Source organism: Methanobrevibacter sp. (genome assembly GCF_051877095.1).
In the GTDB taxonomy this organism is placed as follows: domain Archaea; phylum Methanobacteriota; class Methanobacteria; order Methanobacteriales; family Methanobacteriaceae; genus Methanocatella.
The window spans coordinates 79,714-101,444 of the sequence record NZ_JBJEIO010000004.1; the positions used below are offsets into that span (position 1 = coordinate 79,714).

The 21,731-nt window shown below is 29.4% G+C and carries 27 protein-coding genes; 9 read left to right on the forward strand and 18 right to left on the reverse strand.

The annotated features are described in order from the left end of the window. Positions 1-191: 191 nt before the first annotated feature. The 7 genes from ACI389_RS02405 to ACI389_RS02435 are packed head-to-tail and all read right to left on the reverse strand — an operon-like array spanning position 192 to position 2,601. Positions 192-659: a hypothetical protein gene (locus ACI389_RS02405; RefSeq protein WP_439779952.1), complete on the reverse strand. Its 468-nt coding sequence runs from the start codon at positions 657-659 to the stop codon at positions 192-194. Continuing rightward, a complete protein-coding gene (locus ACI389_RS02410) occupies positions 619-858 on the reverse strand; it encodes a hypothetical protein (RefSeq protein WP_439779953.1) in 240 nt (79 codons plus the stop codon). Before ACI389_RS02410 ends, ACI389_RS02405 begins: the two co-directional genes overlap by 41 nt. Then, the gene (locus ACI389_RS02415; RefSeq protein ID WP_439779954.1) at positions 855-1,103 is read right to left on the reverse strand and encodes an SWIM zinc finger family protein; all 249 of its coding nucleotides are present in this window, start codon (positions 1,101-1,103) and stop codon (positions 855-857) included. The genes ACI389_RS02410 and ACI389_RS02415 overlap by 4 nt, the downstream gene beginning before the upstream one ends. Then, complete coding sequence (locus ACI389_RS02420; protein ID WP_439779955.1) at positions 1,100-1,699, reverse strand: AAA family ATPase; 600 nt, start codon at positions 1,697-1,699, stop codon at positions 1,100-1,102. The genes ACI389_RS02415 and ACI389_RS02420 overlap by 4 nt, the downstream gene beginning before the upstream one ends. 1 nt (position 1,700) lies before the next feature. Next, complete coding sequence (locus ACI389_RS02425) at positions 1,701-1,859, reverse strand: hypothetical protein (protein ID WP_439779956.1); 159 nt, start codon at positions 1,857-1,859, stop codon at positions 1,701-1,703. Next, on the reverse strand, positions 1,856-2,464 hold the full coding sequence (locus tag ACI389_RS02430) for a hypothetical protein (protein WP_439779957.1): 609 nt from the start codon (positions 2,462-2,464) through the stop codon (positions 1,856-1,858). The genes ACI389_RS02425 and ACI389_RS02430 overlap by 4 nt, the downstream gene beginning before the upstream one ends. Continuing rightward, on the reverse strand, positions 2,461-2,601 hold the full coding sequence (locus ACI389_RS02435; RefSeq protein WP_439779958.1) for a hypothetical protein: 141 nt from the start codon (positions 2,599-2,601) through the stop codon (positions 2,461-2,463). The genes ACI389_RS02430 and ACI389_RS02435 overlap by 4 nt, the downstream gene beginning before the upstream one ends. A 172-nt stretch (positions 2,602-2,773) precedes the next feature. Between ACI389_RS02435 and ACI389_RS02440 the strand changes: the two genes are divergently transcribed. After that, a complete protein-coding gene (locus ACI389_RS02440; RefSeq protein ID WP_439779959.1) occupies positions 2,774-2,950 on the forward strand; it encodes a hypothetical protein in 177 nt (58 codons plus the stop codon). 237 nt (positions 2,951-3,187) lie between these two features. On the opposite strand, the gene ACI389_RS02445 is transcribed toward ACI389_RS02440, so the two are convergent. Together ACI389_RS02445 and ACI389_RS02450 are read right to left on the reverse strand one after the other, a co-directional pair. Then, complete coding sequence (locus tag ACI389_RS02445) at positions 3,188-4,276, reverse strand: type I restriction endonuclease (protein WP_439779960.1); 1,089 nt, start codon at positions 4,274-4,276, stop codon at positions 3,188-3,190. A 202-nt stretch (positions 4,277-4,478) separates the two neighbouring features. Then, positions 4,479-5,648, reverse strand: coding sequence for a tyrosine-type recombinase/integrase (locus ACI389_RS02450; protein ID WP_439779961.1), 1,170 nt, complete (start codon positions 5,646-5,648; stop codon positions 4,479-4,481). Between the two features lie 216 nt (positions 5,649-5,864). On the opposite strand from ACI389_RS02450, the gene ACI389_RS02455 reads away from it, so the two are divergent. Continuing rightward, positions 5,865-7,643, forward strand: a complete 1,779-nt coding sequence (locus ACI389_RS02455) for a ribosome biogenesis/translation initiation ATPase RLI (RefSeq protein WP_439779962.1) — start codon at positions 5,865-5,867, stop codon at positions 7,641-7,643. Between the two features lie 1,103 nt (positions 7,644-8,746). Here ACI389_RS02455 and ACI389_RS02460 read toward each other — a convergent pair. From ACI389_RS02460 to hmdC, 6 genes are all read right to left on the reverse strand, one after another. Beyond that, positions 8,747-9,154: a hydrogenase iron-sulfur subunit gene (locus ACI389_RS02460; protein ID WP_439779963.1), complete on the reverse strand. Its 408-nt coding sequence runs from the start codon at positions 9,152-9,154 to the stop codon at positions 8,747-8,749. A gap of 9 nt (positions 9,155-9,163) precedes the next feature. Next, positions 9,164-10,309: a Coenzyme F420 hydrogenase/dehydrogenase, beta subunit C-terminal domain gene (locus ACI389_RS02465; RefSeq protein ID WP_439780055.1), complete on the reverse strand. Its 1,146-nt coding sequence runs from the start codon at positions 10,307-10,309 to the stop codon at positions 9,164-9,166. Between the two features lie 4 nt (positions 10,310-10,313). Beyond that, on the reverse strand, positions 10,314-10,694 hold the full coding sequence (locus ACI389_RS02470) for a molybdopterin-dependent oxidoreductase (RefSeq protein WP_439779964.1): 381 nt from the start codon (positions 10,692-10,694) through the stop codon (positions 10,314-10,316). Between the two features lie 131 nt (positions 10,695-10,825). Continuing rightward, a complete protein-coding gene (locus ACI389_RS02475) occupies positions 10,826-11,320 on the reverse strand; it encodes a hypothetical protein (protein WP_439779965.1) in 495 nt (164 codons plus the stop codon). A gap of 35 nt (positions 11,321-11,355) precedes the next feature. Further along, the gene (locus ACI389_RS02480) at positions 11,356-11,682 is read right to left on the reverse strand and encodes a pilus assembly protein (protein ID WP_439779966.1); all 327 of its coding nucleotides are present in this window, start codon (positions 11,680-11,682) and stop codon (positions 11,356-11,358) included. Positions 11,683-12,209: 527 nt separating this feature from the next. Then, positions 12,210-13,706: a 5,10-methenyltetrahydromethanopterin hydrogenase cofactor biosynthesis protein HmdC gene (gene hmdC, locus ACI389_RS02485; RefSeq protein ID WP_439779967.1), complete on the reverse strand. Its 1,497-nt coding sequence runs from the start codon at positions 13,704-13,706 to the stop codon at positions 12,210-12,212. A 352-nt stretch (positions 13,707-14,058) separates the two neighbouring features. On the opposite strand from hmdC, the gene hmd reads away from it, so the two are divergent. From hmd to ACI389_RS02520, 7 genes are all read left to right on the forward strand, one after another. Continuing rightward, positions 14,059-15,072 carry a 5,10-methenyltetrahydromethanopterin hydrogenase gene (gene hmd, locus ACI389_RS02490; protein ID WP_439779968.1) on the forward strand — a complete coding sequence of 338 codons (1,014 nt, stop codon included), beginning with the start codon at positions 14,059-14,061 and terminating at the stop codon, positions 15,070-15,072. 107 nt (positions 15,073-15,179) lie between these two features. Then, positions 15,180-16,178, forward strand: coding sequence for a 5,10-methenyltetrahydromethanopterin hydrogenase cofactor biosynthesis protein HmdB (gene hmdB, locus ACI389_RS02495; RefSeq protein ID WP_439779969.1), 999 nt, complete (start codon positions 15,180-15,182; stop codon positions 16,176-16,178). Positions 16,179-16,204: 26 nt separating this feature from the next. Further along, entirely contained in the window at positions 16,205-16,684 is a 480-nt protein-coding gene (locus ACI389_RS02500; RefSeq protein WP_439779970.1) for a DUF3236 domain-containing protein, read from the forward strand. Continuing rightward, positions 16,684-17,469 carry an SAM-dependent methyltransferase HcgC family protein gene (locus ACI389_RS02505; RefSeq protein WP_439779971.1) on the forward strand — a complete coding sequence of 262 codons (786 nt, stop codon included), beginning with the start codon at positions 16,684-16,686 and terminating at the stop codon, positions 17,467-17,469. The genes ACI389_RS02500 and ACI389_RS02505 overlap by 1 nt, the downstream gene beginning before the upstream one ends. Further along, a complete protein-coding gene (locus ACI389_RS02510) occupies positions 17,470-18,177 on the forward strand; it encodes a Nif3-like dinuclear metal center hexameric protein (RefSeq protein ID WP_439779972.1) in 708 nt (235 codons plus the stop codon). A gap of 1 nt (position 18,178) precedes the next feature. Then, positions 18,179-18,832, forward strand: coding sequence for a hypothetical protein (locus tag ACI389_RS02515; RefSeq protein WP_439779973.1), 654 nt, complete (start codon positions 18,179-18,181; stop codon positions 18,830-18,832). Further along, positions 18,825-19,391 (forward strand): UPF0254 family protein, encoded by a 567-nt coding sequence (locus ACI389_RS02520; protein WP_439779974.1) that lies wholly within the window; start codon positions 18,825-18,827, stop codon positions 19,389-19,391. The genes ACI389_RS02515 and ACI389_RS02520 overlap by 8 nt, the downstream gene beginning before the upstream one ends. 9 nt (positions 19,392-19,400) lie before the next feature. On the opposite strand, the gene ACI389_RS02525 is transcribed toward ACI389_RS02520, so the two are convergent. The 3 genes from ACI389_RS02525 to ACI389_RS02535 are packed head-to-tail and all read right to left on the reverse strand — an operon-like array spanning position 19,401 to position 21,689. Beyond that, entirely contained in the window at positions 19,401-19,778 is a 378-nt protein-coding gene (locus ACI389_RS02525; protein ID WP_439779975.1) for a putative zinc-binding protein, read from the reverse strand. Beyond that, complete coding sequence (locus ACI389_RS02530; protein ID WP_439779976.1) at positions 19,771-20,523, reverse strand: ferredoxin; 753 nt, start codon at positions 20,521-20,523, stop codon at positions 19,771-19,773. Before ACI389_RS02530 ends, ACI389_RS02525 begins: the two co-directional genes overlap by 8 nt. Next, the gene (locus ACI389_RS02535) at positions 20,520-21,689 is read right to left on the reverse strand and encodes a pyridoxal phosphate-dependent aminotransferase (protein ID WP_439779977.1); all 1,170 of its coding nucleotides are present in this window, start codon (positions 21,687-21,689) and stop codon (positions 20,520-20,522) included. The genes ACI389_RS02530 and ACI389_RS02535 overlap by 4 nt, the downstream gene beginning before the upstream one ends. Positions 21,690-21,731 lie beyond the last annotated feature (42 nt).

The following is a 21,731-nucleotide window of genomic DNA, read 5'->3' on the forward strand; positions in this document are numbered from 1 at the left end:
TAATAATAATAATAATAATAATAATAATAATAATAATAATAATAATAATAATAATAATAATTGTAAACAAAAATGTATACACCTAAACGGTTAAATTATGAAAAATTTATCCATACTAGTATGGATATCCATACTTATCCATACCAATTTTCGAATATATGTCCGTTCAAACGTATACAAATTTGTAAACATTATTTTCTCACCTCAGCAAAATTCACAACCCGTAAACCCTCACTAACAACATGCTCCAACAAAGCATCATACGGCACATTATTCTGACTAGCAAACCTCTTAATCTGATTCTTACCAACATGACCCAAATTACCATGAATCCTATTAATACTAACCATTGGGGCCTCAAAAATATCCATATCGTTAACTTTAGACAAACGAGCCTCACGCAATTTACACAACTTACCTTCCAAAACACTTAACTCAGCATTCTTCTCCTCAATAAGCTTAAGCACCTCACGCTCTTCAGACAAATCATTACCAAGATACATCTCAAGTTGACTCTCAATAAACTGACTACAATTACCTAGTTTAATTTTAGCATCTTCCCAAATATCAGGATCAACACTAATACTAACCTTCTTCTTATTATTCCTAGACTCCATTCTAATCCCCATCCAACTCTTCCAATTGCATCTCCTTTGCAATTAAATCCATCTTCAAAGAATTAATCTCCTCACGCAAAATAATTTTATCTACTTCTTTACGCTTTTTCGGATTCACCATATAAATCAAATACCACTCCACAGCATCCCTAACCGTGAAACCATATTCCACCATCAACTTTTTAGCTCTAGCAGTAACCCTACCACTAACCACCTCAGGGAAATCATCACCAGTTCTCATACAGATACCTCCCCTGTAAATACTGTTGGATCATCTAATAAACTCATGTCAACAAATTTCATGAAATCAATACAAGCAAGTATATGCCTACATAAATGCCCTCCTTTTAAACAACCTGGACAAGTACATAACCATCCATTATCAAAATCCCATGAAACAGTATATTTCTCAGATGGATCAGTACTTGAGGGAACTTCGAATAATATCCCCTCATTATCTGCAAAAATAATAGTTGGAGTGTTCATTCGCATAACACTCCTGGAGAATTACGATATTTTGTACAAGTCCATTTATATGTTGATTCATCGGGTTTGTAAGTGTAGTAAGCCCAGTTCACAATACTGTTAATTTCGACTACTGGTTTACTATAGGTTTCATTATCGTCTTTGTTCTCATGGTCTTTGATAATCATATCGCTTTGACCAATAAAGATGATGTTCATTTTGGATTTAACAAGACAATCGATTAACTGATTCATTGCAGTAGCTCTTACTTCCCATCTAGCAAACTTGTTTTTTTCATTTGCTTTTGCAGGAGTAAGTTTTGAATCAATCAAACGTCCGGTATCTTCAATAACAATAGTATCATACTCACTTTTAGCTAACAAGGGAATCCATCTAGTTAACTCTTTAAGGATGTACACATGATTTTTGCTAAAATCAATGTCTAAGTTAGGCATACTAGTATGATTGGTATTATTGACATCCAATACTATTGGATTGTATCCTTTCATTTTGCAATATTTCCATGCACTGGTAGTTTTACCAGTACCTGGATTCCCATAAATCATAATGATATCCTGCCTTTGACTTTTGTCCTGAATAGGAATAGTCACATTCATCCTAGAACCCTCCTAAATTAACAAAAATAATTAATAGAATAGATGCAACACTCATACAACCATAACATAAAGAAGAAAAAGATAAAGAGGGACAATCCTCTACTTTCCCTAATCTAGCTGGAGCATCCTTTTTAGTGAAAAATAATGAAGAATGGTTCATAAAACCAGCTCCTCTTCAGGTGGGATATACCCAGTAATTTCTCCAGCAGAAGTAACAATTCTTAACCCAAGATGATTTAAAGCATCAACAAGATTAATCACCTCAGCCTTATCTTGTATGTTTAATTCAAGACAATGCTGGAATGTATCAGGGTACTGTGTTCTGCAGTACTCATACATATCATCCACACTCACCACTTTATCATAAGAAATTGGTAAGTCAATATCACTGAGTTGATCAATCACTTCTAATAATTGAGTATAACAATTACTCACATTCAAACCAGGAACACCCATAGTATACTTGGTTTTTAGAGGCACAACAGGACAACATAATTCCATATTGCATTTCTCAGCAATAACATAAGCATTGCTAAATGGATATAAGACTAACCATGATTTACCATGAATCTTCTCCACTTTTAATTTACAACCACCATACCCTTTCTGTTCAAGAACATCATAAAGGTACTGGTCTTGAAGATCATAGTCTTTAATTGCAGTTTGTTTACAATATTCGTAAACATCACAATCAAAACCACATTGCTCACACATAGAAGTATCCACATCACCTGGATACACATCAGTAGTGGAGTAAATACTCATTCTACTCCCTCCAAGACTCCTTCTTTTTTAGCTTGAAGGTAATTCCATCCGATTTCTAAAACTGCATCAATAAGATCTGCAGTTTCTAACTGTTGTTTTACGTTTTCATCAAATCTTTTCATTATCTCACTGTCCATTATTATTTTCAAAAGTTGGCGCTTTTGAAAATAATTTTAATTTTGTAATTATAATTATGAAACTCCTAATATATAAAGGTTATTATAATTACCTTTAATAAGTAATTTAAAAGGTAAATATATATACCTTATTGAATAGAATATATAATACAAGAATAATAAAAATGGAGGTATGCCTATTTTAGAATACACTACAAAATTAAGCAAAGGAGGACCCAACTCAATGAGATCTGTTGTCCCCCAAGAAATTTTAAAATTATTAGAATTAGAACAAGGTGACTCATTACACTGGAAAGTAATTATTGAAGATAAAATAACTGTTGAAGTTAATAAAGCCAGATCTTCATAATTACCTCTTTTTTTCTCAAATAATACGTTAAAAATAAAGATAGCTATCGCTAACAATGTCAAATACAACCTACTTCCTGTAGGACTATTTATTTCAGCATAGGATAAATTTAAATAGTTTTTATTATAGAAATTACATATGGTTACTATGGTCTCACTGTCCTGTGAACTATTTTTTGTAACCTGGTTGGGTGAGATGTTGGCGCATCTACGATCCCAATCTATTACTACAAAAACATTACTTTTTCTTTTTTATTTCTCTTAAGTAAATATTTATTGTTTTTATTATTTCTTGTTCATAATTATAAATTTCATTAATATTATTAATATTGTATGATTTCCATTTTTTACGGCCTTTTCCAGCTTTCTCAAATCCATCAAATAAACTTATTCTTAACCTATGAATGTTATTAAAATACAGTCTAGCTATCGGATAATATTTATTATCATCTAATAATACATTACAGTAACTTTTGAAGTCACGTAAATATATCCTTTCAGGATTTATTATTTTAGCTGCAATGGATTTAACTATATAATACCCTTCATACTCTTCATTTGTAGTTATAATACCATCATCATTTTCAATTAATACTGGTACATAATCTTCATTGTTTTGTTCAAGCGCATTATTTAATCTAATTTCAACTTTTTCACTGATAACTTCTTTAAATTCGTTTTTAATTATTTTATAGAATTTATCACGTACATTTTGTGTGATTACTCCATCATAAACTTGTTTTGTGATTACTTTTACAAGTTCTTCTGAAGGAGAATCAATTTCACTACTTATTATTTTATGAATGTCATGAGCATATTTTAAATCATCAACTTTAGATTTAATTTTACTAATGTCAAAATTTGATTTTGTGAATTTATTTAATTCATGTATGTCTTTATCATTAAGGTTTAATAAATCCACTTCAAAAAATGGAGATTTATCCATTTGCCCAGGTTTAATTGAGTCTGTGTAAAATTGATATTTGATTCCATTTGTTAATATGCCTATTTCAGAATCGGTGATGTTGAAGTAACGATATAATTGAGATAAATGTTCAGAAGATAATTCAACATGTGCTGATTTACATTCTATGAGTATTATTTCAGCATCATCACTTAGGATTGCTAAGTCTATTTTTTCGCCTCTTTTTGATCCAACATCTGCAATGTATTCTGCTCTTACTTCTGCAGGGTTTGTTGTATCATATCCCATTAATTGAAGAAATGGAGTTATTAAGGCGATTTTTGTTGTTTCTTCAGTATCAATATGTTTTAATTTTTCTTTTATATTTGAAGTGAAAATTTTTAGTTTTTCTTCAAATTCCAATGGCTCCACCAACTTTCATTATTTTTTTATTTGATAGCTACTTTATTATTTGGAGTAATGTATTAATAAAGCTTTCTATTCATTTTATTTTAATATTGACCTTTGTTTGTTTAGTATTTTTAATTAAAGTCTGAATATTATTCACCACTAAATCTTAAAATACACTGTGTTCATTTTTGGCATGTTCAACAAAAATTAAAAACTATAACAATTTGTGCAATCTCTCCAATTTTTCAGAATCAATTCCCCCTAAAACTAATTTTTCCAAATTATCCATTCTTTTATTAGTTTCATCATACTGTTTTTTCAACTCAACATTCTCTGACTCCAAATGCTCTTTTTCACTTTTAACAACATCCAACTCAGTTCGTATTTGTTCAACATCTTCAACAACTAAAAAAGGTAATGCCTTGATATATTCTTTTTTCAAAACCTCAGGTTTAATTCTTATATATGATTCATGCAGCACTCCCGAAACTTTTCTCCCTTCTAAAAGATTAATTAAGTCCCCACTTAATCCAGCTTCAGCTAATTGTGTAGCATGATATCTTCTAAGCATATGCGGAGCAAATCTACTATACGGTCCTGCAGTACCTAACCCTAAATGATCATTAATTTCTTTAAATATTTTTGATAAATACCTCTCATTAATTTTAAACAACTTACTTCTCTTGTTGTAATCATCAGTCCTACTCATAAGATAATTGTTTATTGCATTTACAGCTTCATGACTGCAAAAAGTAAAATATTCTTTTTTTGTCTTTTGCCTTACTAAATCTTCAAAACAAGGAATTATATCTACTTCAGATTCTTTCATAATCACTATTGCTTCGTAAATATCATTACTTTTATGATAGGGATAAGTGGCTTTTAAATAATCATTTACTGTTAGATTTAAAGCATCTATTCGTGATAATCCGCTTGATGAAACAAATAATGTGAATGCTTTTATTAATGGGTTTTTTAGTTCAATTACTTGTTTTAATAATTCACGATCTGGCAATTGTCCGGGTTTAATTTTTTTAGCACGATTGATATTTTTTCTACTGAAGTAGGGTAAATTTCCAATTTGTATTTCAAAATGTCTAAAAACAGTGGTTAATGCTGTGAAATATAGGTCTGCAGTTCGTTCTTGATATTTATCAAATAAATATGCCCTATAACTCACTAATAATGGTTTTAATGTGCTGTTTTTCCAACTTATATTATTTGTTTCTTCAGTTTCTGCGATGGTAATTACTTCCCCAAGTGTTTTGTTGACATGTTTTTCAAAATATGTTACTGCCCTATTGTAACTGTTTTGTGTACTTTGACTACTTCTTCTTTCAGAATATACTTGGTGAAGTATATCTTCTGTTTTCATGGTTTTCATTTTACTCCCTCTTCATATTATATTGTAGGTTACAGAGAGCATTTGGGAAGTATTTTTCTGAAAACTTGTACTTATTTTATTAAGTAATTATAACCTGTTTCATGATATCATTATTACATATTTAATTTGTATATTAAAAAATTAACCTATTTATTGTAAAATTTTAATATAATAATTTACATAATTACTTATGATTATATTTATAAGGAGATAATAATGACTCGTATTTCAATTTTAGACAAAGATAGATGTCAACCTAAAAAATGTGATTATCTTTGTATTAATTATTGTCCAGGTGTTAGAATGGATGAAGACACCATAATAATTGATGAAGACACTAAAAAACCGTTGATATCTGAAGAATTATGTGAAGGATGCGGCATATGTACAAATAGATGTCCTTTTGATGCAATTACAATTATTAATTTACCTGAAGCCGTGGGAGAACCAATCCATAGATTTGGTCAAAATCAATTTGAATTGTTTGGACTTCCAACATTAGAAGAAGGGACTGTTCTAGGTCTTCTTGGACAAAACGGTATTGGCAAATCCACAATTATGAACATCTTATCAGGAAATTTAATTCCTAACTTTGGAGATTTTGAAAATAAACCCGAAAACTGGGATAATGTAATTGAATTTTATAAAGGATCATCCCTTCAAAAATACTTCAAAGATTTATCCCAAGGTAATATCAAAACCATATTAAAACCACAGATGGTTGACCAACTTCCAAAAGTTGTAAAAGGTAAGGTTAAGGATTTACTCACAAATGTAAATGAAAGAGATAAACTTGAGTACGTTACAAAAGAATTACAACTTGAAAATGTATTAGAAAGAAAAATGGAAAACCTAAGTGGTGGAGAACTCCAAAGAGTTGCAATAGCTGCAACTGTCTTAAGAGAAGGTGACTTCTATTACTTCGATGAACCTACTTCCTGGCTTGATGTGTCCCAAAGATTAAACGCAGTGAAAGTAATTCGTTCTTTAGCAGAAGAAGATAAAAGTGTACTTGTTATTGAACACGACCTTGCTACATTAGATGCTTTATCTGACAATATACATATTTTATATGGTAAACCTGGAGGATATGGTGTTGTATCTGGGAAAAAAGGAGTTCGTTTAGGAATTAATGCTTATATTAATGGATTTTTAGCAGAAGAAAATGTAAGAATTAGAAAAACACCTATTGAATTTACAATAAGACCACCGACTCCTGAAGACGAAGGTGATGTACTTTCAAGTTATTCTGATTTAAGCAAAGATTATGACGGATTTAAATTATCAGCTGATTCCGGTGAAATCTTTTACGATGAAATTATAACTGCATTCGGTTCAAACGGTATTGGTAAAACCACTTTTGCAAAAATACTTGCAGGTGTTGAAGATCCAACCATTGGAGAAGTTAATGAAGATGTAACTATTGCATACAAACCACAATACATAGTTTCCAACTTTGAAGGCACTGTTAGTGACTTTTTATACATGAACGCACCAAGTTTCGGCAGTAAAATCTTCAATAGTGAAATTATGAAACCACTAACTCTTGATGAAATGTTAGATAAACCAGTTAATGGATTAAGTGGAGGAGAACTTCAAAGATTAGCTATTGCTGCAACATTATCAAAAGATGCTGAAATTTATCTTTTCGATGAACCTACTGCCTTTTTAGATGTTGAACAAAGATTAATAGCTGCAAGAGTTATACGTAAAATGGTTGAAAGTAGAAATGCTGCTTCACTTATAGTTGATCACGATATTGTATTTATCGATTATATATCCGATAGAGCAATGGTATTCAATGGAACTCCAGGTTTAAATGGTCATGCATCTAAACCAACAGACCTTAGAAATGCAATGAACGAATTTTTAGGAAATCTCAATATTACATTTAGACGGGATAAAGAAACAAAAAGACCTAGAGTAAATAAACTTGACAGTTATAAAGATCGTGAACAAAAAGAAAAAGGAGAATATTATTATCTAGACCAATAGACATCATACTTACAAGTTGGATTGAAGAAATAACAAATCCAACAGATGTCTATTTAATTTTAAAAAAAAGTTTAAATAGAAATTAAAGTGATTGAATTACTTTAATTACTATTTTTCAAGAATATTATTCACTTATTCTATATTAAAAAATAGTCTAATTCTATAAACATATGGCTGATAATGAATACAAATTATTTTTTTCATGAATATTTCAAGCAATAATATTTTTACCATATCAATAATCATTTCATATTATGAAATTGAAGATAGAGTGTAAATAGCTATCTCTAGCTATTTACTAGTTATATGCTATTAGTTAATTGAGGGACAAGCATATAAATTATCAGAGAGGAAATCTGATAATCTATAATATACTAACTAGTAATAACAATATAAATATTATTAAAATTATTTAGATTAAATTGCTGCTTAAATTTAAAAAAAGAAATAGAAATACCAATTATTCTCCTAAAAAACATCACAGTACTTTCCATTAAAGAAAATAAAAAATATAATCACTTTATTGAAAAAAAATAATACTAAAAATATTGTTAAAATTAATCTAATTTTGAAAATAAAATATATAACACCCCAATAAACCTTAAAATACCATTAAAAATTTATTTTATTAAAAATAATCCATTCAATTAAATTACAACAACATACAACGTAAATAATAAAGAAATAAAAAAAGTAATACTTTAAATAAAAATAATACTATCATATGTAATAAATAATTATAAAAAAAGTAATAAATTAAAATAAAAAAATAGCTATTAAAAGCAGTAGAAAATGGAGATTGCTTCAATAGCTATTGTAGACAGTGAAAGAAACCCATATAATATTATATAAATCTCTTTTTATTTTATTAATTATCTTACATTGATGGATAAATTGAATAATATTAACTGATTATGCCAACAGCAATATTACCTGACTAATGATGAATAAACTAATATAAAATAACTAATTGAAAAATAATCAAAATATTCTCTATTTTAACTATCTTTCTAACATTAGTAGCCAACCACAATCTTAGAAAGACAATTTAATAAGTGACAGTAAATAGCTAAATCAATAGCTATTTACAAATGAATATTCGGTTATTTATCTAATTCCAAAGGCCCAAGTTTTGTTAGGGTTTTATGGAATCCCTCTATTGTTGTTTGGAATTTTTCACCTTCAGATGCTGAAATCCATTCATGACGGAATCTTTCTTTTTCAATACCAAATTCCTCAAGAATATCCTCAACAATCTTAGATCTCCTAGACCATTTATAATTTCCAGCATCATAGTGACAATCCCCAATGTGACATCCTCCAACAAATACTCCATCAGCACCCTCTTGAAATGCTTTGAAAATCATAGATGGGTTAATTCTTCCAGAACACATTACACGAATAATTCTAATATTTGGTGAATATTGCATACGTGCAGTTCCTGCAGTATCTGCTCCACCATAACAACACCAGTTACATAATAAACCTACAATTTTTAAATCATCAGACATAAAAACACCTCATAATTCAGTTTTTTCTGGACTATATAATGGAGGTTTAATATCATCTGTAACTCCAGCTACATAACCAGTTCTTTCACAATATTTTTTCTGCATTTTATCAAAAATTAATGAAACAGGAATATCCATAGGACATACATCCTCACATTGTCCACAGTTACAACAACTGAAACTCATGTGAGAAAGTCTTATTCCTTGGAAAGCAATTGGACTTGGTGGAATGTTAAGCTCATCTTTAAAGTAAGGCTTATTCAATTCACAGTTTTCAAAACACCAACAGACAGGACAAATATCACGGCATGCATAACATCCAATACATCTATTCCAATCTTCCATTGCAACAGTATCAACATATGTTGCATCTTGCACTTTTTCAGACATTTTAATCATAATGCCTTCCACTTTAGACCTTGCTTCAATTGATTTTTCAGATGGATTTTTAGTTTCAATATATCCTGCATTTCTTGCAGCATCAATTAATTCCTGTCCTTTTTCATCGTTAATTTCTATGAAAGTCCATCCGTCTTCTGCTCCCCAGTTCCCACATGCAATATTTGCTTTTCTAGGAATTTTTACACTACATCTTTGACAGTTGTTACGTCTCCCATATCCTTCTTCTTCCAAATCATGTATTTTAACACCTTTTTCAGTACCATCAGCAAGTTCAACAATAAATTGTCCTTTGTCAATTTCTTCACTTACTACATCATCTGGGTTAATATCATAAAATAAGTCAATCATTTGACGTCCAGTAATCGGAGAAACAGTACCTCCACAATTTAAACCTACAGTATAAACATTATCCGGGTTTATCTTGTGTCTTTTCATCATTTCATCCATTGATCTTATATCACATGGTTTTACAGAAACTGCAATTTTTTTATCTGCAAAATATGTTTGAATAAGATCAGTCATTAATGTTGGAGCACAATGATAAGAACTAGCAGTAGAAATTAAATCTTCAGAATCAGTAATTAATGTAGGAACACCATCATAAATATCTACACCAGGACGTACTGCTAATACTCCATCAACAATACCTTCATCCAATAAATATTTGAAGATACTAGTTACAGCACCACCACATTCCCCTGCTTCAAGAATTGCACTATCTTTAGATTTAGCTAAAACATAACTCATAAGAATCACCTCATCCATTTAATCTATTAATGATTTCGCCAATACTCATGTTATCTGATTCACAAACAGCCATGAAGTCTTGTGTTAATCCTTCAGCATTAGTGAATGTTCCATCAGTTTCTAACCAAGATTTAATTGGTATTGCAATATCAGAAATTCTAGTTGTATCATTTTCAGCAACAGCAAATGTAATCACTTGAGGAATTGACTTGAAATCAAAGTCAAAATCGTTTATAATATCATCATTGAAATTAAGTAAAACTTCAGTATTATTCAATAATTCTAAAGCATCCTCTTTAGATATTGCATCAACAATATTCAAAGCACCTTTAGTATTAGATTTACTATAAACTGGTAATAGTTTAGAAAAAGTAGCTTCAATTACATCCAAATCTTCAAAAAAATCAACCTTATTAAATATAATTATAGAATTATCATCAATATTTAATTTATTTGCCTCTAAAAATTCTTTAACAGAAGTTGAAGTGAATTCATCAGCAATATTAGCTGTTGGAGTATTTTCTAAAGTATCATTAACAAAAATTTTTGCACCATTTTTTTAGCATGAACAATGCGTCTTCCAAGTAATGCATTTTCATATAAAATATTTCCAATTATAAAAATTTTCTCTGCTTTTTCAACATCATCATATGTAACTATAGAATCAAAATTTTTCAAATTATCCGCATATGCTAAAATATTAAAACCTTGAGCATCACACAACCCTTTAATAACTTCTAAATCTTCATTAGAATTGCTTCCAGAAAAAACAACAGTAACTTTATCTTTATTACAAGATTTTAATTTTTCAACAACATCATCTAACAATTTTGAATCAAATGTTAGTTTATTTTTCATAATATCAGTAGAGGATCTTCCATTTAAACAGTTTTTACCCTCATTAATAGGGTGTCTTTTAAATGGAAATGTTCCAACAACTTCTCCATTATCTAAAATCACGTTAATACCACAGCCAACACTGCATGATGGACATAACGTATGTTTAATTTCAAACATAATACATCACCAAAATATTTAAAGCAACACCAAATTTACTGTATAATCTCTTCTTTTAATAAATCATAACTTGATTGTTTAGTTAATGAAATCATATTCATTAACATATTACATGCATGATGGAAAATTATTTGAGAACAATCTTGCCTACTAAACTTTTCAAAATCCCCCAAGATAATTAATCCCTCGATTTTAAAATTTAAATTAAAAAAATCTGCAGATTTTAAAATAATATCATAATTTATATCATTTTGATCAGTATTTGTATATTCCACAGACCAATCAATGTCTAAATTTAAATTTTGATTTTTAGGGTTGCAACTTTCTCTAATCATTGCTATTTTTTCTACAGTAATTTCCATGTTACTCTCTCCAATTATTTACAACAAATAATTACAAATTACTAAGATTAATAAAATCAGAATTACTAATCTTATACCTCATTCACTAGTAATAAACATATAAATGTTATTAAATTAGATTATCCTAAATTAGGACTTAAAATAAAAATTAACTTACATAATTTACCTATATAAAGAATAAAAAGTTTATAATCCCATATAATAGAAAATAAGTATTCTATGCTCTTTTTTTAAAAAAAATAATAATTCATGAAATATTCTAATTGACTTAAAATTCTAAAATAAAATTTAAAATTTCATTATTCAATAAATAAAAAAAGAAAATATGTTATTTGATAAAATAAAAAATAAAAAGAACATTAAAATTAAAAAAAACAGATTAAAACTATTAAATAAAATTAAGTAATACTTTTTATAAAAATAATACTATATAAAATAATATTTTTTTAATAAAAAATATTATTAAATAACTAAGAATAACATCCCACAATAAAATGAAAAAAATAAAAAAAATAAAAAAAGCCTAATTAAACTATTGTTAAAGCATTAGGAACTTTTTTCAATATATTCTCTTTAACAGGAATCATAGTTGATGATGCAATTGAAAAATCAGCAGATTTAGCTGCAATTTTATCATCCGGTTCAGCAATAATAGTTGCATTCAAAGCATCCTGTAAATTATCAACAGTATTTTTCAATACCCAATTATCAACATCTGAAATTATAATTTCATCAACATGATTATCTAATTCATTTGCAATTACCCATGAAATAAATCTTCCACCATGTAGTGCTATTGTGTTTCCATTAGCTAAATCAACAATATCACTTAATGTGTGTTTTAACTCAATATTATCATACATTCTAGAATTAACTAAAGTTGCCCAATGTGCATCACCAACATGGTAATTTCCAATTTTTCTTGGATATACATAATCAGGTCCTGCAATTTTAACAGCAGTAGCTAATGATAATAAGTCATGTTTTTGAACTGGAAGACCCCTATTTGGGAATTCTTCATTGATGATTTGAATAATTCTTGGAAGTCCAAATTTTCCCCTTCTAGCAGTTCCTGGCTCATATCCACACATATATCCATGATGATTTTTCGGGAACCCTGTAATTATCATATTTAAACCAGATCTAAGACCTGCTCTTACCTCATGTTCATAAGCCCCATTAGTAGCAACCACCTTTCCAGGGGATAAAATTCTTGCAGCTGCAACTGTTTTTGCAAAGGATTCTGTAGTATTTTCACATCTGTTAAAAGGACCTCCCTCAATTACAATAACATCAGCACCAATCTCAATAGATTTTTCAAACCCAGTTATCACCTCATCATAACCATCCCCAACAAACATGATGGATTCTAAACCTCTACCATATTTTTTAGCTAATTTAGCAATATCTTCGGCTTCTCTCAATGGTGCAGCATGACCATCACCTGTTTGTTCACTAGTAACATTAACTGCAACAGAAGAAGACATCTTAATCCATTCTTCTTTATCTTCTTTTTCAGATAATTCCTTATCAATCAATCTTTCATGAATTCTTCCCCTAGGACATTCTGTAAATGCCGGACCATTATTATAACATTCACCACCACATCCACTAATGTTTTTAGGCAGTCTCATTGCACCATTCTCTCCGAAATGATCTAAATCAAGAGGAACATCGACATTTTCATGAACTTTTCTCATAACGTCTACGCCTTTCATTCCGAATTTTTCACCAATATCTGCAAAGGCATATGCACAAATATGGATTGGTGCTCCAATCATGTCTGCTAATCTACAATTTCCTAATAATTCCATTAGTTCCAAATCAGAAGCACATGTTCCTGCAACAACTTCAGTTAAATCACAACCTAAAGGAAATCTTTTAAATTGCATCCCCAATTTCATTGTTTCTTCTAAAGAGAGTTCTGAGATTGCATCAACAACAGAAGTTATATCTTTATCCATTTTTGATATTTCAATCGCAGCTTCATCATCATAAACTGCTTTTTTAATTAAATCATACATGAGAATTTACTCCTAAAATTATAATTAATATAGTTTCAGTGAAATCTTAAATAAATAAGTTTTGATAAGTAACTAAAACAAAGAATTCTTCAAATAAAAAAGTAATAAAAAATTGGTTTAAACTAACAAAAAAGTAACATCATTATTACTAAAAATGACAATAAAACAGGAAAAATAATACTCAATGAAACATAATGTAAAGATTTAAATAATTTCATTTATTAAATATAATGTATTACTATATGGCATAAACTACCATAATTTTAGTGATAAATACAGTTTACTTAAACGCCATGTAGTAACCCTTTTAAATATATTTTATTTAAAAGAGCAGATATAAGGAGACAAAAAAATGAAAGTAGCAATTTTAGGTGCAGGATGTTACAGAACTCATGCTGCAAGTGGAATTACCAACTTCTCAAGAGCTGTAGAAGTTGCAGAAGCAACCGGAAAAGAAAATATTTCTATGACCCACTCTACCATTGAAATGGGTGCAGAATTATTAGAATTAGCTGGTGTAGATGAAGTAGTTGTATCTGACCCAGTATTTGATGGAGATTTCACTGTAGTAGATGATTTCGATTACGCAGAAGTAATTGCAGCACACAAAGCAGGAAACCCTGAAGAAGTAATGCCTGCTATCAGAGAAAAAGTAGGTAAATTAGCTGAAACAGTTCCAAAACCAGCTAAAGGTGCTATTCACTTTACTCACCCAGAAGATTTAGGTATGAAATGTGTTAACGATGATGCTGAAGCAGTAGCTGACGCTGACTGGGTAATGACCTGGTTACCAAAAGGTGGAATGCAAAAAGAAATCATCGAAAAATTTGCAGACAACTTAAAAGATGGTGCTATCTTAACTCACGCATGTACCATTCCAACCACCAAATTCAATGACATCTTCACCGAATTAGGTGCAAACGTAAATGTAGCTTCCTACCACCCTGGTGCAGTACCAGAAATGAAAGGACAAGTATACATCGCAGAAGGATACGCAGACCAAGCTTCTATCGATACTTTATTAGACTTAGGTACCAAAGCAAGAAGCGCAGCATACACCTTACCTGCAAACTTATTAGGTCCAGTATGTGACATGTGTTCAGCAGTAACTGCTATTACCTACGCTGGTATTTTAGCATACAGAGACACTGTTACCCAAATTTTAGGTGCACCTGCTGACTTCGCACAAATGATGGCAAACGAAGCTTTAACCCAAGTAACCGCATTAATGAACGAAGAAGGTATCTCCAAAATGGATGATGCATTAGCACCATCTGCATTAACCGGTACTGCTGACTCAATGAACTTTGGATCATTAGCTGAAATCGTTCCTACCGTATTAGATTACTTAGGTAAAGAAGAATAAACAGAATAAGTTGTGATTGTTGATTTTTATCAACAATTAACTTATTTTTTAATTGTAAGAATAAATTCAAATTTATATAATTAATTAGATTAAAGTTAGGTGTTAAATTGATTGAGGAAATTTTAAAAAAAGCAAAACAAGGCGAAAAATTAACTGATGAAGAATTTTTAGAATTGTTAAAAATAAATGACAATGATACCTTAGAAAAATTGTTCAAAATAGCCGCTGAAATAAGAAATAATCAATCAAAAACAATAAAATTAACATCTACAGTTCACATCACCAATAAATGTCAAATTAAACCAAGATGCAAATACTGCGGATTTGCTGAAGAAACTTCCTCAAAAGGATATTATAATGCATTTTATAAAAGTAACGAAGAGATTTTAAAAGCTGCAAAATCCATTAACGAAGCCCATATTCCAAGAGTAAGTTGCTCCGGAGGATATGGATATAATGGAAAACAAGCTGTAAATGCATGTAGAATCATTAAAGAAAACACCAATTTAGAAGTATTAGTTAATGTTGGTGGCGATTTAACTCCAGAGTCCGTTAAAAAACTTGCAGAACTTGGAGTAGACACCATTTGTTGTAATTTAGAAACAATAAATGAAGATATTTTTAGAAAAACAAAACCTGGAGATTCACTTTCACAAAGAATTGAAACTTGTAAATTAATAAGTGATACAGGAATTGGATTATCATCAGGATTACTATTAGGAATCGGAGAAAGTCCTGAAGATAGAATAAAACATTTACGTTTCTTAAATAACTTTGAAACCCTTGAAGAAATACCAATTATGGGATTTAATCCTTACAATGAAACTCCTATGGAAAATGTCCCACCATTCCCATTAAAAGAACAGTTAAAAATTGTTGCAATTACACGCATAATGTATCCAAATATTAGAATCACAATGCCAACCCCAACTATTGGACCTGAAAATGTAGAATATTCACTAAAAGCTGGAGCTAATAATTTAGCAACAGTCATTGCAGACAATTATCCTTTAGAAGTAAAAGGAGTTGGATCACCAGAATATGGAAACTATTCTGAAGTTATTAGTGTAATTGAAAAATTAGGTTTGACACCTCAAACTATATAATCTCTTTTTTAAAATAAAATGATAATATGGCATTTGAAAGAATGATAAAAAATGCATTTGAAGAATCTCAAAACAATTGTAGATTCGGAGATACACTTGAAGAAATCAAAGAGATTCAAGAGTACATTAAAAATGCTAAAAAAATATATATACCAAATAAAAATGGAATTAAAGTTGAAGTATTGAATAATGTTTTAAAAAACTATGGATTGCCTGAAGCTAAAATACTTCAAGTAAATACAAATACTGCAGATACAAGTAGGATACCTGCTCTTGCTAAAGCATATATTGCACTTGATCAAAGTGATGCTGATTTAATAATAGCCAGAGGCCGTTTAGGAATTCCAGGCTCTGGATCATTACTTATTTTTATTGATAACAAAGGAAGAATATTAACTGCTGGAACTTCCCCATCCCATTTAATCCATGAAAAAACCATTGAAGAGGCAGTTTATGATGAAGCTTGCGAAGCACTTGAAAAAATCGGTTTTTTGAGGGTTAAATAATGAATATAGATACAGGAATAACTTCTGAAGTATTAACAATTAAATCTGAAACTAAACTAATTGACATTTTTAACAATATTATTTCAAAAAAGTCAAATGCTATTTTTAATTATATTGAAGGTTTGAATATTGATACAAATACTAAAATAGTCGTCATTGGAACTTATCTAACAGGCATTGGAATTGTTAAAAGATTAAGTAAAAAATATGAAAATATATTATTGATTGATATTTATCCACATTTAGAAGAGTTATTGCATACTGAACTTGGAGGAAAATTAGAAAATGAAATTAATTTTTCATCAAATCTTGACTTAATCTATTCTGGAGATATTGTCATCGATACAACAGGATTTGGTGGAATTAATGTTAATCAATCATCTAAAATGGATGTTGAAGCATTTATAATAGAAGATCCAGTTGGCGAAAACAATGATATTCTTTTAAAAGAAAAAAATAATATTCATGAAAGATTAAATGCTGTTAAATCACCAAATAAAGCTATTTTAAAGACTACTGGAATAAATGCAAAGACATCCGGAACAATGACTCTAACAATAGGTATTTTAACTAATTTATTAAATATTTGCCAGGGAAAAGAAGGTGTTTTATACAGTGCATCTGAAATGGGCTTTTTTGAAGAAGTCATTTTTAAAGAAAAAAATATAGACAAATTTATAGAACTAATCAATACAAATGCATTTAAAACATCAACAATTAATCCATTTAATTTAGATGAATTAATTAAGAACGAACTTGATAAGATTAATTCAAAAATGATTTAAATGAAGCTTAAAGAGATAACTGAATTTTTAGATAAAGAAATACCAAAATCACTAGCATTAGACTTTGATAATGTAGGATATGCAAAAGATTATGATTTATCACAAGAGATTACCTCCATAAAAATTTACATGGATTTATTAGCTGAAGATGATGAAAATAATGAAAATACATTGATAATAACTCATCATCCACCATTATTCATCCCAAAAACACCAACTTACACAATACATTCAAATTGGGATATTATTGATGGTGGAGCTAATGATGCACTTGCAGATACATTAAATTTAGAAGTTATTGATTATCTTGATAAGAATACAAAAATAGGACGAATTTGCAAGTTCAATCAGAAATTTAGTTCACTAAAAAAAAATATCATTAACAATTTCAAAAACACAAGAATTGTAAATGATTTAGATGATATGAAAACCATAAAAAAGGTGGGGATTATATCTGGTTTTGGCCTTAAAAATCCTGAATACATTAATCTATCAAAACAAAAAGATTTAGATATTTTAATTTCAGGAGATTTAACACAGGAAACTGCAATTCTTGCAAAAAATCTTAATTTAACATTAATTGATTTAACTCATCATGATAGTGAAATGCCAGGATTATATGCTCTTGCCAATATCTTAAAAAAACTTAATATTAACATAGAGATAATTGATAAAAATCCTATTGAAGAATTAAAAATGGAGAAATGATATGACAAACGATGAAATTAAAAAAATGGAGGATAAACAGGTCCCTCATGGAAGAATTGACTTGATTGGATGCGGAAGATTAGGTTTGAGAATTGGAATTAACTTATTACAAGTTCACAGAGGCGGACCAAAAGTTATTGGAGCATTTGATGGTCAAAAAATTGACGGAGGAGACATTATATTTGGGCTCTTAGGAGCTGAAATGGGAAAATTCAAACCAGAATTCCTTAAAAAATTATGTACTCATGAAAAAGAATTTAGAGAAGTCATAAGCTATTGTGAATACATTAATGAAGACAATCTTGATTTAATAACTGGAGATGTTGTTATTATAGTTATTGCTGGAGGAAATACAATCCCAACAGCAGCTAAAATAATCAAACATGCCCATAAAAATGGTGCTAAAACCATCGGAACAGCAGGAATCTTCGGATTTGGAAATGAAAATATTGAAATTAAAGATATCTCAGAATATGATGATTCAAACCCTGCTATTGAAGAATTAAGAAAAGAAGGAATAACAGAAAATCATTTAATTTTAACAACAAACAAGTTAATTAGAGATAACGAACCAGTAACTCCTTATACATTAGATGAAGTTGCAAATACAATTACAATGAATTCATTAAAATTATTGAGAGATAAATATGATTAAAATAGCAACTGCAGAATGTTTTACTCACGGAAAAATTGGAAGAGAATTACATGCACTAGCTCAAAATTATGAAAACTCTTTTGGACGGGATTACATTGAAAATCCAAAACAATTTGGTGATTTTGACTATAATAATCTCAGTGTAACTTGTAGCTTGTTTATCCCAACAATTGAAGCTGTAGTGAAAATATTAAATGTAAAAAATCCCCCAGAACCAGAAAAATTAATTAAAGGCATAAAAGTTTATGACGAAAATGGGGATAAAAATGTAAGTAAAATAATGGCAAAAGCTGTTAAAGAATTAACTGATTGTGACATAGCTATTGGAACTACTGCAGGCATTGGTCATGGTGGAATATCTGTAATAACTGATAATTATGAAATAACAACCACAACAAATGTTTATGCAGATTTATGCGAAAATAATAGTGAAGAATTATTTCAAAGATCTGAAAACGGAATCAAAAAAACACTGAAAATAATATTACTTCTTTTAAATAATAAAATTAAAGAAATAGGAAAATTAGAAAACATTGAAGTCATAAAAAAGAAAAGATAAACTTCCTTTTTAAATAGACTCAATTTCATTTAAAATATATTTTTTCAAAATAGCTACTGCTTTTTCACCATCTTCATCTAAACGAACTGCATCTAATGGATTTAAATCATAAGCTTTTACAATTGAATCAGCAGAAATGTTTTTAACTGAATCAATGTTTTTCTCTTTTAAAATAACAGAAGCACAATCATCTCCACAACCAGTTATAGTAACTATCTTTGCATCATCTAATATTGGAGAACAATTATTTGGTTGTGCAGAATATTCAGTAATACATGCTGCAACAATATTCTCATTTTCTAAAGCAAGTTCAACACTCGCTGCTCTTACAACTAAACCTAATGGACTTAAACCACTACAAGAAACTAAAGCTAACTTATCATTCATTTTTTTCACCTACTTTCATCCTATCATATCTTCTTTTAACTTTATCATAACCTCTTTTAAAGAAAGGGCATTTTAAAATACAATCACTACAACCTTCTTTATGAGCAGTGCAAACTTTTCGAAGTATTTTTTCATTATCATCAAATGCATCTTCAGGACAAGATTTAATACAAACACCACAAGTTGAACAGAACTCCTTAACCCATAACATGTCATTTTCGCTTTTAAGTGGTAAATTATCAATCGACGTATGAATCATGAAAAATCCATTATGCACCCCTTCTTTAAATAAACATATGTTACTTCTAGTAATTATACAATCCCTAGACTGCATAGCTATTGCCCTTAAACTTAATTTATCATCTAATGGATGTATTAAATCTGCTTGAAATCCATTTTTCCTTAAAAAATCTGCAAGCTCATAAATATGAATTCCATACTCTTGAAATTCAATATCCATTAATTTACCCTTCTCTTTAGAAGATTCCATTCTTATTAAATCTTTTCCTATAAGAAGTCTAAAAATAATTACATTATCAAAATCAATATTAAATTCCTTTTTAAATTCATCAGACAATTTAGCATAACTGGTTCCACTGAAATTATACTTTTTAGCTAATTCATTTAGCTCCAAGAGTAAATCATCTGAAATTTTCCTTTTAGGATTTAAAGGATTATCACTTTTATAAAAATCAGGGAGAGGTTGGTGATATCTAAACCCCTCAAAATCAACATTATTAATCATTTTCTTAAGGCTTCAATAGCTTTAGGGAATTCTTCACAGAATACTTTAACTTCTTCTGTTGGAATTGAGAAACTTATACGTAAATATCTATCTCCAAATTCATCAGAAGTATATTCTCCTTCTCTTGTAAATACTCCTTTTTTAATTAAGTAATTGGACAAATCTTTTGGATCAATACCAGTGTCATAAATATCAATAACCATCATATTAGCATCTGATGGATAAACGGGTAAGAAAATACCCTCAACTGTATCAACCATCTCTTTAATTAATCTTTGGTTTTCAAAACAAGTTTCTCTCATGCTGTCATACCACTTATCTTTTGATTTAAGACCTGCAATAGCACCATATTGTGAAATGATATTTACACCTAAATCATTTACAACAGCATTTTTAATAGCATCAATTATTGGTTTTGAGGATACCACCCCACCAATTCTTAAACCAGCCATTCCAAATATTTTTGAGAAACTGTAAATTGTTAAAGTTTGACCCGGAGCATAATTTTCTACAAGGAAATGTTCTCTTGCAAAATCCTTGTAAGTAATATCATGTAAAAGGTAAATATTATTTTCTTTTGCAATTTCTGCAAATTCTTTTAATTCATCTTCAGTGTATGATGAACCTAAAGGATTTAATGGATCAATTAAAATAACCATACGAGTGTTTTCATCCATATTCTCTCTTAAAAGATCAGGAGTTAGTTTATAACCATATTTTTCGTCATAAATAGGGACATATCTCACTTCTTTTGCAAATCTGTTTGCAAAATCTCCTATAATGAAATATCCTGGATCTGATAATATTACATTATCATTAGGTGTTAAAAGAGCTTGCATACATAAGTATAAAGATTCTGTTGCACCAGAAGTTAATAAAATTTCTCTATCTTCAAAACCTAAATCTTCTAAAACTAATTTTTTGAGTTCAGAAAATCCCTCTGGGGCTGGATATTTACAAAAAGTTTTCATATGAATGGCATCAATCATAGCATTAGCTATTGTATCATCATGTAAATGGTTGGTATTTTGACCCATCCAAATCATATCTTCATCCATATACATATCTTCGAAAAAGTCATTTGCATTATCATAACCCCTTGGGGGCACCCTCTCAGTTTTTTCAAACTTTTTCTTTGGATTTTTTATATCAAAATTAGTTCTCATAAAAATCACTCAACGATTCAAAATTAATATATATAATTAATT

Excerpts from the sequence above, each read along its gene's own strand:
- ACI389_RS02510 (WP_439779972.1), top strand. The coding sequence starts at position 17,470 with ATGAAGCTTAAAGAGATAACTGAATTTTTAGATAAAGAAATACCAAAA.
- ACI389_RS02450 (WP_439779961.1), bottom strand. The coding sequence starts at position 5,648 with ATGAAAACCATGAAAACAGAAGATATACTTCACCAAGTATATTCTGAA.
- ACI389_RS02530 (WP_439779976.1), bottom strand. The coding sequence starts at position 20,523 with ATGATTAATAATGTTGATTTTGAGGGGTTTAGATATCACCAACCTCTC.
- hmdC (WP_439779967.1), bottom strand. The coding sequence starts at position 13,706 with ATGTATGATTTAATTAAAAAAGCAGTTTATGATGATGAAGCTGCGATT.
- ACI389_RS02420 (WP_439779955.1), bottom strand. The coding sequence starts at position 1,699 with ATGAATGTGACTATTCCTATTCAGGACAAAAGTCAAAGGCAGGATATC.
- ACI389_RS02480 (WP_439779966.1), bottom strand. The coding sequence starts at position 11,682 with ATGGAAATTACTGTAGAAAAAATAGCAATGATTAGAGAAAGTTGCAAC.
- ACI389_RS02535 (WP_439779977.1), bottom strand. The coding sequence starts at position 21,689 with ATGAGAACTAATTTTGATATAAAAAATCCAAAGAAAAAGTTTGAAAAA.
- ACI389_RS02410 (WP_439779953.1), bottom strand. The coding sequence starts at position 858 with ATGAGAACTGGTGATGATTTCCCTGAGGTGGTTAGTGGTAGGGTTACT.
- ACI389_RS02505 (WP_439779971.1), top strand. The coding sequence starts at position 16,684 with ATGAATATAGATACAGGAATAACTTCTGAAGTATTAACAATTAAATCT.
- ACI389_RS02500 (WP_439779970.1), top strand. The coding sequence starts at position 16,205 with ATGGCATTTGAAAGAATGATAAAAAATGCATTTGAAGAATCTCAAAAC.
- ACI389_RS02455 (WP_439779962.1), top strand. The coding sequence starts at position 5,865 with ATGACTCGTATTTCAATTTTAGACAAAGATAGATGTCAACCTAAAAAA.
- ACI389_RS02515 (WP_439779973.1), top strand. The coding sequence starts at position 18,179 with ATGACAAACGATGAAATTAAAAAAATGGAGGATAAACAGGTCCCTCAT.
- ACI389_RS02415 (WP_439779954.1), bottom strand. The coding sequence starts at position 1,103 with ATGAACACTCCAACTATTATTTTTGCAGATAATGAGGGGATATTATTC.
- ACI389_RS02460 (WP_439779963.1), bottom strand. The coding sequence starts at position 9,154 with ATGTCTGATGATTTAAAAATTGTAGGTTTATTATGTAACTGGTGTTGT.
- hmd (WP_439779968.1), top strand. The coding sequence starts at position 14,059 with ATGAAAGTAGCAATTTTAGGTGCAGGATGTTACAGAACTCATGCTGCA.
- ACI389_RS02435 (WP_439779958.1), bottom strand. The coding sequence starts at position 2,601 with ATGGACAGTGAGATAATGAAAAGATTTGATGAAAACGTAAAACAACAG.
- ACI389_RS02525 (WP_439779975.1), bottom strand. The coding sequence starts at position 19,778 with ATGAATGATAAGTTAGCTTTAGTTTCTTGTAGTGGTTTAAGTCCATTA.
- ACI389_RS02520 (WP_439779974.1), top strand. The coding sequence starts at position 18,825 with ATGATTAAAATAGCAACTGCAGAATGTTTTACTCACGGAAAAATTGGA.
- ACI389_RS02430 (WP_439779957.1), bottom strand. The coding sequence starts at position 2,464 with ATGAGTATTTACTCCACTACTGATGTGTATCCAGGTGATGTGGATACT.
- ACI389_RS02440 (WP_439779959.1), top strand. The coding sequence starts at position 2,774 with ATGCCTATTTTAGAATACACTACAAAATTAAGCAAAGGAGGACCCAAC.
- ACI389_RS02475 (WP_439779965.1), bottom strand. The coding sequence starts at position 11,320 with ATGTTTGAAATTAAACATACGTTATGTCCATCATGCAGTGTTGGCTGT.
- ACI389_RS02425 (WP_439779956.1), bottom strand. The coding sequence starts at position 1,859 with ATGAACCATTCTTCATTATTTTTCACTAAAAAGGATGCTCCAGCTAGA.